This window comes from Erythrobacter sp. R86502 (genome assembly GCF_042466465.1).
In the GTDB taxonomy this organism is placed as follows: domain Bacteria; phylum Pseudomonadota; class Alphaproteobacteria; order Sphingomonadales; family Sphingomonadaceae; genus Erythrobacter.
The window spans coordinates 2,704,954-2,718,337 of sequence record NZ_JAXHCJ010000001.1; the positions used below are offsets into that span (position 1 = coordinate 2,704,954).

The 13,384-nt window shown below is 60.4% G+C and carries 12 protein-coding genes; all 12 read left to right on the forward strand.

The features are described 5' to 3' along the window. Positions 1-19 precede the first annotated feature (19 nt). The 12 genes from pepN to SJY33_RS13095 all read left to right on the forward strand — a co-directional run bounded on the left by pepN (position 20) and on the right by SJY33_RS13095 (position 13,278). Positions 20-2,683 (forward strand): aminopeptidase N, encoded by a 2,664-nt coding sequence (gene pepN / locus SJY33_RS13040; protein ID WP_379923207.1) that lies wholly within the window; start codon positions 20-22, stop codon positions 2,681-2,683. A 1-nt stretch (position 2,684) separates the two neighbouring features. Beyond that, positions 2,685-3,437 carry a peptidoglycan editing factor PgeF gene (gene pgeF / locus SJY33_RS13045; protein WP_379923208.1) on the forward strand — a complete coding sequence of 251 codons (753 nt, stop codon included), beginning with the start codon at positions 2,685-2,687 and terminating at the stop codon, positions 3,435-3,437. A gap of 229 nt (positions 3,438-3,666) precedes the next feature. After that, positions 3,667-4,230, forward strand: a complete 564-nt coding sequence (gene petA / locus SJY33_RS13050; RefSeq protein ID WP_379923209.1) for a ubiquinol-cytochrome c reductase iron-sulfur subunit — start codon at positions 3,667-3,669, stop codon at positions 4,228-4,230. A gap of 67 nt (positions 4,231-4,297) precedes the next feature. Beyond that, positions 4,298-5,674 carry a cytochrome bc complex cytochrome b subunit gene (locus tag SJY33_RS13055; protein ID WP_379923210.1) on the forward strand — a complete coding sequence of 459 codons (1,377 nt, stop codon included), beginning with the start codon at positions 4,298-4,300 and terminating at the stop codon, positions 5,672-5,674. Between the two features lie 53 nt (positions 5,675-5,727). Further along, a complete protein-coding gene (locus SJY33_RS13060) occupies positions 5,728-6,585 on the forward strand; it encodes a cytochrome c1 (RefSeq protein ID WP_379923211.1) in 858 nt (285 codons plus the stop codon). An 89-nt stretch (positions 6,586-6,674) separates the two neighbouring features. Beyond that, positions 6,675-7,226: an adenine phosphoribosyltransferase gene (locus SJY33_RS13065; RefSeq protein WP_379923212.1), complete on the forward strand. Its 552-nt coding sequence runs from the start codon at positions 6,675-6,677 to the stop codon at positions 7,224-7,226. A 138-nt stretch (positions 7,227-7,364) separates the two neighbouring features. Continuing rightward, complete coding sequence (locus SJY33_RS13070) at positions 7,365-10,199, forward strand: monovalent cation/H+ antiporter subunit A (RefSeq protein WP_379923213.1); 2,835 nt, start codon at positions 7,365-7,367, stop codon at positions 10,197-10,199. Continuing rightward, a complete protein-coding gene (locus SJY33_RS13075; RefSeq protein WP_379923214.1) occupies positions 10,196-10,591 on the forward strand; it encodes a Na+/H+ antiporter subunit C in 396 nt (131 codons plus the stop codon). The genes SJY33_RS13070 and SJY33_RS13075 overlap by 4 nt, the downstream gene beginning before the upstream one ends. Then, positions 10,588-12,105, forward strand: coding sequence for a monovalent cation/H+ antiporter subunit D (locus tag SJY33_RS13080; protein WP_379923215.1), 1,518 nt, complete (start codon positions 10,588-10,590; stop codon positions 12,103-12,105). Before SJY33_RS13075 ends, SJY33_RS13080 begins: the two co-directional genes overlap by 4 nt. After that, the gene (locus SJY33_RS13085) at positions 12,102-12,590 is read left to right on the forward strand and encodes a Na+/H+ antiporter subunit E (RefSeq protein WP_379923216.1); all 489 of its coding nucleotides are present in this window, start codon (positions 12,102-12,104) and stop codon (positions 12,588-12,590) included. The genes SJY33_RS13080 and SJY33_RS13085 overlap by 4 nt, the downstream gene beginning before the upstream one ends. Continuing rightward, positions 12,587-12,856 (forward strand): K+/H+ antiporter subunit F, encoded by a 270-nt coding sequence (locus SJY33_RS13090; RefSeq protein ID WP_379923217.1) that lies wholly within the window; start codon positions 12,587-12,589, stop codon positions 12,854-12,856. The genes SJY33_RS13085 and SJY33_RS13090 overlap by 4 nt, the downstream gene beginning before the upstream one ends. Next, positions 12,853-13,278 (forward strand): Na+/H+ antiporter subunit G, encoded by a 426-nt coding sequence (locus SJY33_RS13095; RefSeq protein WP_379923218.1) that lies wholly within the window; start codon positions 12,853-12,855, stop codon positions 13,276-13,278. Before SJY33_RS13090 ends, SJY33_RS13095 begins: the two co-directional genes overlap by 4 nt. Positions 13,279-13,384 lie beyond the last annotated feature (106 nt).

Sequence of the window (13,384 nt, forward strand, 5' to 3'; positions counted from 1 at the left end):
TCAACCTAAATCGGGACGCATGGACATTGCAACCAATCCCACCACGCCCGAAGGTAACCCCGAACTGGCCGACGCCGCTCCCATGCCGCACGCACCGCCGGTCATTCAGCGCGCCGATTACAAGCCGTTGGCCTGGCGGGTGCCGACCACGCATCTCGATTTTCAGCTGGGACTGGAAGCAACCATCGTCACCGCGACGCTTGAGATCGAGCGCAATCCCGACGCTGCGCCGAGCAGCGAACTGCGCCTGAACGGGGATAGCCTGACCGCGCAGAGCGTGACCGTAGACGGTGCGCCAGCGCAGTGGCGAATGGATGGCCCCGACCTGCTGCTTAGCCTATCCGGTGACAGGCACACCGTTACCATCGTGACGGATATTGATCCGGGTGCAAACACGCAGCTGATGGGCCTTTATGCTTCGGGTGGTATGCTGTGCACGCAGTGCGAGGCTGAAGGTTTCCGCCGCATTACCTTCTTCCCTGACCGGCCCGATGTGCTGTCGGTCTACACCGTCCGCATGGCAGCCGATAAGGCCACGTTCCCGATCCTGATGTGCAACGGGAACCGCACGGCGGAAGGCCAGGGTGCTGACGGCACCCATTGGGCGGAATGGCATGATCCCTGGCCCAAGCCTTCCTACCTTTTTGCGCTTGTCGCAGGTAACCTCGTCGCCAACTCCAAGCCATTCACCACCGCATCGGGCCGCATGGTTGAGTGCAATGTGTGGGTGCGCCGCGAAGACCTTGCCCGCACCGACCATGCATTGGAATCGCTGCATCGTTCGATGAAGTGGGACGAAGATGTATTCGGCCGCGAATATGATCTTGATCTCTACAACATCGTGGCGGTCAGCGACTTCAACATGGGGGCAATGGAAAACAAGGGTCTCAACGTCTTCAACACCAAATATGTACTGGCCGATCCCGACACCGCGACCGATGCCGATTTCGACGCGGTCGAAGGCGTGATCGCGCACGAATATTTCCACAATTGGTCGGGCAACCGCATTACCTGCCGCGACTGGTTCCAGCTCTCCTTGAAAGAGGGCTTCACCGTGCTGCGCGATCAGCTGTTTTCGCAGGACATGCGCGGCGAATCGGTCAAGCGGATCGAGGATGTGCGAATCCTGCGTGCGGCGCAGTTCCCCGAGGATGCGGGGCCGCTCGCGCATCCGATCAGACCCGATTCTTACCGCGAAATCAGTAACTTCTATACTGCCACCGTTTATAACAAGGGTGCAGAAGTGATCCGCATGATGCGCTCGATGGTAGGCGAATCGCGCTTTCGTGCAGGCACCGATCTTTATTTTGACCGCCACGACGGCGAAGCGGCAACCTGCGAGGATTTTGTTCGCGCGATAGAAGATGGAGCGGACATCGATCTGACCCAGTTCCGGCGCTGGTATTCGCAGGCCGGAACGCCGCGCGTTGCGGTCTCACAAGCGGTCGATGGCGACACGCTGACGCTGACGCTGATGCAGACGGCCCCTGCCACCCCCGGCCAGCCCGACAAGCTTCCCATGCCGATCCCGCTGCGGGTCGCGGTGCATTCGCGCCAAAGCGGGGCGCTCGGCTCAGAGCAGCTGATCGTGCTGAACGAGGCAGAGCAAAGCTTTATTCTGCCGTTGACGGGCGCCGATCCGGTGGTGTCGATCAATCGGGGCTTTACTGCGCCTGTAGTGATCGAACGCGCTTTGGTGCGCGAAGACCTGGTGTTTCTCGCCGCGCAGGACAATGATCCTTTTGCGCGCTCCGAAGCGTTGCAGGAACTTGCGGTCGGGCATCTTATCGGGGCGGCAGGCGGCACGCTCTCGAACGCAGACAGGCAGGGTGGTGAAGCCGCGATCATCGGCGCGTTCCGCTCAAGCCTGAATGACTCGGCGCTTGATGATGCGATGCGGGGCGAGCTGATGGTTTTGCCTTCCGAAACCTATCTGTTCGAAGCGATGGCAGCGGGTGAACGCAAGGCAGATCCGGGCGCTATCCATGCCGCTCGCGAAGCCTTGAAGGGCGCCATCGGCGCGGCGTTGAAGGATGAATTGCTAGCGCTTCACGCGCGAACCTCAGCATTGCGCCTTGATGACCCGGCGGGGCGCGGCGCGCGCAAGGTCAAGTCGATCGCGCTTGGTTTTCTGGCCGCCGGCGACCCTGAATGCGCTGGGGATCTTGCCGCAGTCCAATACGATACAGCTGACAACATGACCGACCGGCAGGGTGCGCTGATGGTGTTGTGCGGGCTGGACCATCCCGCGCGCGCAGCCAAACTGGCGGCGTTCCACGATCGTTACAAGGACAATGCACTTGTGGTGGACAAGTGGTTCACGCTTCAGGCGTTGTCGCTACATCCCGATGTCATCGAACATGTGCGCGCGCTTGCGCAGCATTCGGATTTCACCATGCGCAATCCCAACCGGGTGCGTTCGCTTCACATGGCGTTCGCCGGCAATCCCAAGGGTTTCCATGCGGCCAACGGGGAGGGGTATCGCATGGTGGCAGATGTGATTCTCGCGCTCGATCCGATCAACCCGCAAACCGCAGCGCGATTTGTTCCTGCCCTTGGTCGGTGGCGTCGGATCGAACCGGGACGCGCGGCGATGATGAAGGCTGAACTGGAACGGATCATGGCGGCGGGCAATCTGTCACGCGATACCTACGAGCAGGTAAGCCGCAGTCTGGAAGGCTGAAATGGCGCCGTTTCAGATTGAACGACACACGCTGCTGGACGGTGTTCCGCACGGGTTTTTCGGCAGCGCCAACGGTGCGCACCAGTTCGGCTTTGGCGGCCCCGGGAAAATGGACGCTGTGCAGGCGGCAAGGGCGGCAGGCGCGCAATCGATGCTGGCCGGCGGACGTCTTGCCGCGCCGCATCAGGTGCATTCGGCCCACGTTGTGCCTGTCACAAATGCGTGGGAAGACACTGCCGAGGGTCGACCTGTGGCCGACGCTGTTGTGACAGGAACACCGGGTGTCGTGCTCGGTATCATTACAGCCGATTGCGGACCGATCCTGTTCGCCGATAGGGAGGCGGGCGTGATCGGCGCAGCCCATGCCGGATGGCGCGGCGCGGTGGATGGCGTGCTGGAAAACACCGTCGCGGCAATGGAGGCAATCGGCGCACAGCGTGCCCGGATGGTGGCGGTTCTTGGCCCCACAATCGCACAGGACAGCTATGAAGTGGACGCGCCATTCCGTGCCCGTTTCCCGCAAGCGTCCGACCGGTTTTTCAGGTCCGCGCCCCATCGCGACGGACTGGCGCGGTGGCAATTCGACTTGCCGGGTTTCATCATCAGCCGACTGGCGTCAGCCGGGCTCAGCAGAATTGCGGATATGCGCCGGGATACATTCTCCCATTTCGAACGTTACCATTCGCATCGACGCGCCAGCCAGGCGGGCGAAGCCAATTATGGCAGACAGATCAGTATGATCGCGTTACCATGACCTCGGCTTGCACGCAGGCGAACGCCGCTTGTTTAAAACACGGTTGGAATTTCTGAGGATTGCCGTTATTTGCCCGCCCAAGTTTCAGTTGAGCTGCGTGTCAAAGCGTGATCAGGCCTGAAACGTGGGATCAATCGACGGAAATGGCATCGGGGCGCAAACCTCGACACTGGAACACCACGCTGGGCGGGCTGAGCCCGCAGCGTCAGAACGAGCAGGGTAAGACGAAATGGCTACGAACACGGCCGATACCAGTGCAATCGAAGCGCAGGACGGCGTACGCCGTCGCGATTGGATTCATATTGCCGCGCTCAGTACGGCTGGCGTCGGCGGCGCGTCGTTGCTGTTTCCGTTGGTAAGCCAGATGGCCCCGTCCGCCGACGTTCTTGCTGCCAGCACCACCGAAGTCGATGTCGGCGCCATCCAGCCGGGGCAGAGCATCAAGGCGACGTTCCGCAAGCAGCCCTTGTTCGTCAAGCGGCTTACGCCCGAAGAAATCGCGGCGGCCAAGGCGGATGACGCGGCCGACATGCGCGATCCCGCAACCCTGGCTTCGCGCACCAAAGAAGGGCACGAAGATATTCTCATCACCATGGGTGTGTGCACCCACCTCGGCTGTGTGCCGCTGGGGGCCGCCGAAGGTGAGAACAAGGGCGAGTTCGGCGGTTATTTCTGCCCCTGCCACGGATCGCACTACGACGTTGCTGGCCGAATCCGGAAAGGCCCGGCGCCCTTGAACCTCAAGGTTCCCGAGTACAGTTTTTCGTCCGACACGGTCGTCCGCGTCGGTTGAGCATTCGTATCTGAACGATAATCACAATCGTCCGTATCTTTAACTCAGATCAAGCCGAGAGAACGCCATGAGTTTCGCCTGGGCCAAGCAATATGAACCGCAGACCACTGTTACCAAGTGGCTGGACGAAAAGTTGCCATTTCCGCGGCTGGTTTATAATGCCGTCGGCGCCGGATATCCGGTGCCCCGCAACCTCAATTACATGTGGAATTTCGGCGTTCTAGCCGGCTTCTGCCTGATGATCCAGATCGTCACCGGCATCGTGCTCGCCATGCACTACGCCGCCAACGCGCAGGTCGCGTTCGGGACGGTCGAGCACATCATGCGCAACGTCAATTACGGCTGGATGCTGCGTTACGCTCACGCCAACGGCGCAAGCTTCTTCTTTATCGTCATCTACATGCATATCTTCCGCGGCCTGTTCTATTCGTCGTACAAGGCCCCGCGCGAGATGATCTGGCTACTGGGTGTTGTAATCTTCCTGCTCATGATGGCGACCGCCTTCATGGGTTACGTGCTTCCCTGGGGCCAGATGAGCTTCTGGGGCGCGCAGGTGATTACGGGTCTGTTCAGCGCGATTCCACTGGTGGGCGAACCGCTTCAGATCTGGTTGCTCGGTGGTTTTGCCCCGGACAACGCCGCGCTGAACCGATTCTTCAGCCTGCACTTCCTGATGCCCTTCGTGATTGCCGGCGTTGTAATCCTGCACATCTGGGCGCTCCACATTCCCGGATCGTCGAACCCGACGGGCGTGGAAGTGAAGCAGGAATCGGACACTGTGCCGTTCCATCCCTACTACACTGCCAAGGACGGCTTCGGCCTTGGCGTGTTCCTTATCCTGTTCACCACGATGGTGTTCTTCCTGCCCAACTATCTGGGTCACCCGGACAATTACATCGAAGCGAACCCGCTCTCGACGCCTGCACATATCGTTCCTGAATGGTACTTCTGGCCGTTCTACGCAATCCTGCGCGCTTTCACGGGCGATCTCAGCATCCCGTTCACCGGTATCGTGCTGATCCCGGCTAAACTGCTCGGTGTAATTGCGATGTTCGGTTCGATCCTGCTGTGGTTCTTCCTGCCCTGGCTGGACAAGAGCCCGGTTCGTTCGGGCCACTACCGCCCGATGTTCCGCAAGTTCTTCTGGTTCGGCCTGATCCCGACCATGATCGCGCTGTTCATCTGCGGCGGCGCGCCGGCTGAAGAACCCTACGTGATCATCAGCCAAATCGCGACGGCTTACTACTTCCTGCATTTCCTAGTGATTCTCCCGATCATCAGCCAGATCGAAGTTCCCAAGCCTTTGCCCTTCTCGATCACTGAAGCAGTGGTCGGCGGGGACAAGCCTGGCAGCACGCAGGGCGGTGGGAAGGTCAATCCAGAGACCGTCGTCGGCGATCTTCCTGGCACCGCCACTGATGGTTCGTTGCAACCGGCCGAGTAATCGGCCGGGGCAACCCCCAGCAATTTGACCCGATAACGAGAAAGAGTTCGGTCATGTCTATTCGTCTCGGCGGCATCATCGCAGGCCTCGCCATCACAATGGTGGTTGTGTTCTGGTCGCTTCTACCCGGTGCCTATAACTTCGCCTTCGGCCCAGCGGCCGAAAAGCAGCCCGCCTATGCATTTTACGAGCACGGCGAAGGCCCAGCCAACGGCTTTTCGTTCGATGGCGCGTTCGGCAAGTGGGACTATGCCCAGCTTCAGCGCGGTTATCAGGTTTACAAGGAAGTTTGCTCGGCCTGCCACAGCCTGAAGTTTGTGGCATTCCGCAACCTTCAGGAACTCGGTTACACCGAAGCGGAAGTTGACGCCGAAGCGGCAAGCTGGACCGTTCCGGGCATTGACCCGGCCACGGGCGAAACCACGACACGTCCGGGCGAGCCGACCGATTACTTCCCGATGCCGTTCCCCAATGCCATTGCGGCTGCAGCGGCCAACAACAACGCAATTCCGCCTGACCTTTCGTTGATGACCAAAGCGCGTCACGATGGATCGAATTATGTGTATGATCTGCTGACGGGTTACGGTGAACCGGACCCGGCACTTGCTGCCAAGGTTGGTTTCGAAACGCCGGTCGGGTTGTATTTTAACAAGCACTTCCCGAACGTGAACATCGCCATGGCCCCGCCGCTCGCGGTTGATGGTCAGGTCACTTATGCAGACGGCACCAATGCGACAATTCCGCAGATGTCGGCTGACGTTGCGGCCTTCCTTACCTGGACGGCGGAGCCTTCACTGGTTCAGCGCAAGCAGACCGGCTGGTTCGTTCTCGGGTTCCTCCTGTTCGCGACCATCCTGGCCTTCCTGTCGTACAAGCAGGTTTGGGCGGGTATGAAGCCCAAGAAGAGCTGATCCGGTTGCACGAACGATAAGCATTGGCGCCCCGTCATCCCTTGCGGATGGCGGGGCGCTCTGCTTTTAGGGCTGGGAAAGGGGATTGCATGGTTTCGCCGCATCTTACGCCGGATGAATTGAAGCGCCTGGTGCGCACCGTGCCGGACTTCCCTCAGCCCGGTATCCAGTTCCGCGATATCACAACGCTGATTGGTCATCATCAGGGCATGGCGGCCAGCGTGCACCACCTTGCCGAGCGGGCCAAGGCTGCAGGCGCAGACAAGATCGCAGGGATGGAGGCGCGCGGCTTTATCTTCGGCGCGGCGGTTGCGGTGCAATTGGGCATCGGCTTTGTGCCCGTGCGCAAGCCGGGAAAGTTGCCGATGTCGACAATCGGGATCGACTATGCGCTCGAATACGGGACCGACCGCCTTGAGATGGACCCGACCGCGATCCAGTCCGGTCAAAAGGTCGTTATGGTCGATGATTTGATCGCAACTGGGGGCACGGCCCTTGCTTCCGCCGATTTGTTACGCATGGCTGGCGGCATTGTGGAGCACGCTCTGTTCGTCATAGACTTGCCCGATCTCGGCGGGGCTGCGCGCCTTCGCGGCTCGGGGGTCGCTGTTCACGCGCTCATGGAATTTGAGGGCGAGTGATGTCGCCGGTGAGCGCGTCATCGCGATGATGGGTTTGGGTTGTGCTTGCGCCGGGCGGTCGTCTATGCGGAACCGGGGCGCCGATCACGGCTTTTCTGCATCGCACACTCGTAGGATAAGGGACTACCGGGGCCGCCAATGGCAACTGCCTTGACGCTTTTGGCGCTTTTGGCGCTTCCGTTTGTCGCCGCTTTGGCGATTGCGCTGCTGGATCGGGCAGGGCGTGCGGTGCATTCGGGCGTTGCTGCCGCGGCGAGCCTGGGGGGGCTTGTGCTCCTTGCTACCTTGGCCGGGCCCGTGATCGCTGGAGAGGTTCCATCGGCACGCTGGTTGTGGGTGCCGTCGCTGGGGCTTGATCTATCCTTGATGGTCGATCCACTGGGGCTGATGTTTGCAGGGCTGATCCTGGGCATCGGGCTGCTGGTCGTGATCTTCGGTCATTTTTATCTGAGCGCTGGCGAAGCGACCGGGCGGTTCTTCGCCAGCCTGATGCTGTTTCAGGGTGCGATGCTGGGCATCGTGATTGCCGGCAACGTCCTTTTGCTGCTGGTGTTCTGGGAAATGACCAGCCTGGCGTCGTTTCTGCTGATCGGTTTCTGGCAACACAAACCCGAAGCGCGGCAGGGTGCGCGGATGGCATTGGCGGTGACGGGCGGCGGCGGATTGGCGCTCATCGGAGGCATGGTTTTATTGGGTCTTGTGGCCGGATCCTTCGATCTTTCGACAATTCTGGCACGCGGCGATATTGTGCGCAGCTCTGCACTTTATCCCGTCGCGCTTGGACTCATCCTGCTGGGTTGCTTCACCAAGTCCGCACAGTTCCCGTTCCACTTCTGGCTGCCGCACGCCATGGCAGCGCCAACCCCGGTGAGTGCCTACCTGCATTCCGCAACGATGGTTAAGGCGGGTGTCTTTCTGCTCGCACGGCTATGGCCGGTGCTTTCCGGGACGGAAATTTACACCTTCGTGGTGACGACGGTTGGCCTGACGACCATGATCTTCGGCGCGGTGGTGGCGTTGTTCCGGCATGATCTGAAAAGCATTCTGGCCTATTCGACCATCTCGCAGCTGGGTATGCTGGTGATGCTGCTCGGCTTTTCCTTGAAGGCCGCCGCGCTGGCAGCGGTGGTCCACATCCTCAACCACGCAGCGTTCAAGGCCGCTCTGTTCATGAGCGCCGGGATTGTCGAGCATGAAACAGGGACGCGCGATATCCGCCGTCTGGGCGGACTGGCCAAAGCCATGCCAATCACGGCGCTCATAGCCACCTTGGCCGCCGCTTCGATGGCCGGTCTTCCGCCGCTGGGCGGTTTCATCTCCAAGGAACTGATGCTCTATGAAACGCCCAAGCTGGCGCTTCTTGGGGTGCCATGGCTGTTGCCCGTTCTGGCCACATTGGGCGCGACATTTTCGGTCGGTTATTCGCTACGGCTTGCCGCACACCTGTTTTTCGGCACCCCGCGCGAGGCGGAACCTCATGCCCGCGCGCATGATCCTGGCGCCGGAATGTGGGGCGCCCCGGCGATTTTGACGGGGTTGGCTGTGTTGCTGGGGCTCGCACCGATGCTATTGGCCGGGCCGCTGGTTGGCGCGGTAACGGCAGCTGTGATCGGCGCGCCGACGCCCGAATTCGATCTTGCCTTGTGGCATGGGGTCAACCTTGCGCTCATCCTCAGCCTGATTGCCGTCGCCGGGGGCGCTTTGCTGCTATGGCAGCACAAGGCGCTGCAATCCGTATGGGACCGGACCGGTCTTCCCGATGCTAAGGCCCTGTTCGAGCGGACCTTTGCTTTTGCCGACTATTGGGTGCGCAAGGGTTTGGTCGCAACGCACACCCCATCGCTGCAGCGCATGCTGCTTGCGACCTTTGGTGTGGTGGTGCTTTTGATGATCGATGGCGCGCAGGCGGGCGGCGTGCTGACAGGCGGGCGGGCGCTATTGCCGGCCCAGCCTGTCGCGGTGATCGCATGGGTTTTGCTGATCGCGGCCACAGCGGCGGTGGTGAATGATTCGCGCAACCGGCTGCGTGTGCTGATCTATGTCAGCGTCATCGGCTTGGTGGTCAGCCTTGCGTTCGTTCAGTTTTCCGCACCGGATCTGGCTTTGACCCAGATATCGGTCGAGGTGGTGACGATCCTTCTGTTGCTGCTGGCCTTGAACCTGCTGCCCAAGCGCCCACCGCTTTTGTCGTCCGCACCGCGCAAATGGCGCGATGGCGCGCTTGCGGTTGCGGGCGGAATATTGGTGGGAGGAATCGCCTGGGCACTGCTGACGCGCGATCCGGGGCCGAGCATCGCAGCCTATCATCTGGCCAATGCGAAATCTGGCGGAGGCGGGACCAATGTGGTGAACGTGATCCTCGTCGATTTCCGCGCCTTCGATACGCTGGGCGAGATCATCGTGTTGGGGATTGCAGGGCTTGGGATTTACGCTCTGCTGGAAACGACTGCCGTGGGAGAGGCAGGCTCACGACTTCGGGGTTGGCGTGAAGACATGATCCATTCGCCCGAACGGCACCCGACCATGCTGGTCGCAGCCAGCCGGATTGTGCTGCCTTTGACGCTGACCGTCGGGATATATCTGTTCTTGCGCGGACATAACCAGCCCGGTGGGGGCTTTATTGCCGCGCTTGTCGTGGCGATTGCCTTCCTAATCCAATACCTTGCTGCAGGTTTCGACTGGTCCCATGCGCGAAAGCGGTTTGGCGAACACCAGTTGATCGGGTGGGGCGTGCTGACTGCAATGGCAACTGGGTTGGGTTCCGTGATTTTCGGGGCCAATTTCCTGACCTCAACCTTTGGCTATTTCTATCTGCCGCTTATCGGCAAGTTCGAACTCGCAAGCGCGATGCTGTTTGATACAGGGGTGTTCCTGACCGTATTTGGTGCAGTCATGCTGGCGCTCGCGCAGTTGAGCCATATTGCCCAGCGCGCCGCACGCGCTGCACACATGCAGGATGAAGGCGGGGCATGAGCTACGAATTCCTCTTATCAAGTGCGATCGGCGTGCTGGTTGCGGGCGGTATCTTCCTTGCGCTGCGGGCGCGCACCTTTCAGGTGGTGCTAGGTCTCACGCTGTTTTCTTATGCCGTGAACCTTTTTCTGTTCGCATCAGGCAGGCTGGTAATGGGCCGACCGCCAATCTGGGACAAAGCCGTCAGCGCATATGCCGACCCGCTGCCGCAGGCTTTGGTGTTGACCGCGATTGTGATCACCTTCGGCATGACCGCTTTTGTTGTCATCCTTGCGCTGCGCAGCTTCCTTGAGACCGGCAGCGATCATGTCGATGGCGATACCGTTCCTTGTGATGCGCAAGACGGATTGGGAACGCCGGGCGAAGATGACGGTGAGGAAGCCCAAGCGTGACGTTTGCCGATCATCTTCCCATTCTTCCGGTGGCCATACCCGCGTTGGCTGCGCCCGCCATTCTACTGCTTATCAGGCGGAAGCCGAGGTTGGGTGTCGGCATTGCGTTTGCATCCTGCCTAGCCTTGCTTGGTTGTGCGCTGGCACTGTTGGGACAGGTCCGTTCCGGCGAAATATTCGCATATGCACTGGGCGAATGGTCAGCCCCCTTCGGGATCGTCGTGGTAGCCGACCGGCTTGCTGCCATGATGCTGGTGTTGACCGCTTCGCTTGCTCTTATCGTTCTGCTTCATGCAGTCATCACGGGATCGGATCGGAGGGGTTGGCATTTCCATACCTTGTTCCAGTTCCAGCTGATGGGGCTTAATGGAGCGTTCCTGACAGGCGATCTGTTTAACCTGTTCGTGTTCTTCGAAGTGTTGCTGATCGCGTCCTATGGCCTGATGCTGCATGGCCAAGGGCCAGCGCGGTTGAAGGCCGGTGTGCAATACGTCGTCGTCAATCTAGTCGGATCATCGCTTTTTCTGATCGCTTTGGGGATGCTTTATGCGCTGACCGGCACGCTCAACATGGCTGATATGGGCCTGCGCGTAACTGAGATTGCGCCAGCGGATCAGGGGTTGCTGCGCATTGCCGGGTTGCTCCTGGTCAGTGTGTTTGCGCTGAAGGCAGCGGTGGCGCCTTTGCATTTGTGGCTGGTGCGGACTTACGCGGTAGCGACCCCTGCAGTGGCTGCGCTGTTTGCGATCATGACAAAGGTCGGCGTCTATTCCCTGATCCGGGTGGTGCCACAGATCTTTGGCGACGGCGCAGGCGCGGCGGCATGGGTTCCTGCACCCTATCTGCTACCCGCAGCCATGATCAGTGCGGTGCTCGGCTTTGCCGGTGTCTTCGTGGCCCGCAACATGGCCGAACAGGCCGCATATGCCGTTATCGGTTCAACCGGCACACTGTTGATAGCGGTCGCCGGATGGAGCGCCGACAGCTTGGGCGCCGGTCTTTATTACCTCGCGCATTCGACGCTGGCAGCGGCGGCGCTGTTTTTCGTGGCAGATGTCACGGCGCGCCGGCGCGGCACCTATGGCGACAATGCGGTGGCTGGACCCGCTTTTGCCGGGCGCGGCGGTGTTGCGCTGTTGTTCATGGCCGCAGCCATCGCCGCGACGGGGTTGCCACCGCTTTCGGGTTTCATCGGCAAGCTTTTGATCCTAAATTCGGTAGCCGAACTGCAGAACTGGGGCTGGGCGTGGGGCGTGATCCTCGGCACCACATTTATCGGTGTGGTCGGCTTTGCACGGGTTGGCAGCGCGGTGTTCTGGAACTCGGCTGATTGCGACCTGCCGGCCGTACCAGCCACCCGCGCTGATTTCGCGGCCCCGATTATCGCACTCACGCTGCTCGCTCTTTTGTCTATCGGCGCTGGCTGGGTGAGTGCCTATACCAACGCTGCGGCCCTGCAGGTTCTGAATCCTGCACAAAGTGCGCGTGCCGTGTTGATGAAGGGGGCGCGATGATGAACCGCCTTTTCCCCCATCCAGGTCTTAGCCTGTTGCTGGTGGCAATGTGGGTCGTGATGGTCAGCGACCTCACATTCGGCACCATATTCCTCGGTATGGTGTTCGGCGTGCTTGTTCCGATTTTCACCGCGCCGTGGTGGCCCGAACGCCCCCCGGTCCGTTTCGGCCCGGCCATGCTGTATGTCGGCATTGTTGTCTGGGATATTGTCGTTGCCAACTTCCAAGTCGCTGCAATCATCCTGTTCAAACCCAATCATGCACTGCGCCCTGCATGGCTGACGATCCCGCTCGAACTGAAAACGGCCGAGGCAATCACTGTGTTTGCCGGCACCATCAGCCTGACACCGGGCACCGTTTCTGCTGATCTTTCGGCCTGCGGCAACTATCTGCTGGTTCACGCGCTCGACGCTCCTGATCCTGAAGCCGAGGTCGCCAAGGTGAAGAAACGCTACGAAGCGCGTCTTGTGGAGATCTTCCGATGATCGGATACGCCCTCACGTTCGGGTTCGGCGCATTGGCGTTGGCGCTGGCCATGAACCTGTGGCGACTGTTCAAGGGACCGGGTGTTGCCGATCGCATTCTGGCGCTCGATACGATGGTGATAAATGTCATCGGAATCATCGTTTTAACCGGAATCGCCAGCAGCAATGGTACGTCCTTCGAAGCTGCATTGCTTCTGGCCATGGTCGGTTTTGTCGGCACTGTCGCCTATGCCAAATTCCTGCTGCGCGGGGATGTGATCGAATGACCAGCCTGTCTTTCTCGGCCGCCGAACTGTTGGTGAGTGGACTGATTGTGCTGGGCAGCGCCTTTGCGCTCATCGGCAGTTGGGGGTTGGTGCGTTTGCCATCGCTGATGGAACGGCTGCACGGTCCGACCAAAGCGACCACTCTGGGACTTGGTGCGATGCTCGTGGCATCGGTGGCGTGGTTTCAGCTTGTCGCGGGCGTCTGGACCACGCACGAACTGCTGGTTTCCGTTTTCCTGTTCGTCACGGCTCCGATCAGCGCGAACATGATGGCCAAGGTGCATCTTCACAGGTTGCGGCAAGGTCAGGCAACCGAAGGGCAAGGACCGGCAGGTGCACCCAACCTTCCCCCCGGCGGCGCGGACTGGGCAACCCACGAAGCGCCGCATGAAGGCACGCCCGGCGATTTCGAGGGAGATTGACCGCGGCGCTACCTACGATAGGTTGCCGAGCACATGGCCGCTTCGGCTGGATAGTTGCCCAAACGCGGTAGATTGCTGCACGTGCGAAGGGACGATTTGACCCACC

What these genes read in the sequence shown, in the direction of transcription:
- pepN (WP_379923207.1), top strand. Translation starts at nt 20, where the DNA reads ATGGACATTGCAACCAATCCCACCACGCCCGAAGGTAACCCCGAACTG.
- pgeF (WP_379923208.1), top strand. Translation starts at nt 2,685, where the DNA reads ATGGCGCCGTTTCAGATTGAACGACACACGCTGCTGGACGGTGTTCCG.
- petA (WP_379923209.1), top strand. Translation starts at nt 3,667, where the DNA reads ATGGCTACGAACACGGCCGATACCAGTGCAATCGAAGCGCAGGACGGC.
- SJY33_RS13055 (WP_379923210.1), top strand. Translation starts at nt 4,298, where the DNA reads ATGAGTTTCGCCTGGGCCAAGCAATATGAACCGCAGACCACTGTTACC.
- SJY33_RS13060 (WP_379923211.1), top strand. Translation starts at nt 5,728, where the DNA reads ATGTCTATTCGTCTCGGCGGCATCATCGCAGGCCTCGCCATCACAATG.
- SJY33_RS13065 (WP_379923212.1), top strand. Translation starts at nt 6,675, where the DNA reads ATGGTTTCGCCGCATCTTACGCCGGATGAATTGAAGCGCCTGGTGCGC.
- SJY33_RS13070 (WP_379923213.1), top strand. Translation starts at nt 7,365, where the DNA reads ATGGCAACTGCCTTGACGCTTTTGGCGCTTTTGGCGCTTCCGTTTGTC.
- SJY33_RS13075 (WP_379923214.1), top strand. Translation starts at nt 10,196, where the DNA reads ATGAGCTACGAATTCCTCTTATCAAGTGCGATCGGCGTGCTGGTTGCG.
- SJY33_RS13085 (WP_379923216.1), top strand. Translation starts at nt 12,102, where the DNA reads ATGATGAACCGCCTTTTCCCCCATCCAGGTCTTAGCCTGTTGCTGGTG.
- SJY33_RS13090 (WP_379923217.1), top strand. Translation starts at nt 12,587, where the DNA reads ATGATCGGATACGCCCTCACGTTCGGGTTCGGCGCATTGGCGTTGGCG.
- SJY33_RS13095 (WP_379923218.1), top strand. Translation starts at nt 12,853, where the DNA reads ATGACCAGCCTGTCTTTCTCGGCCGCCGAACTGTTGGTGAGTGGACTG.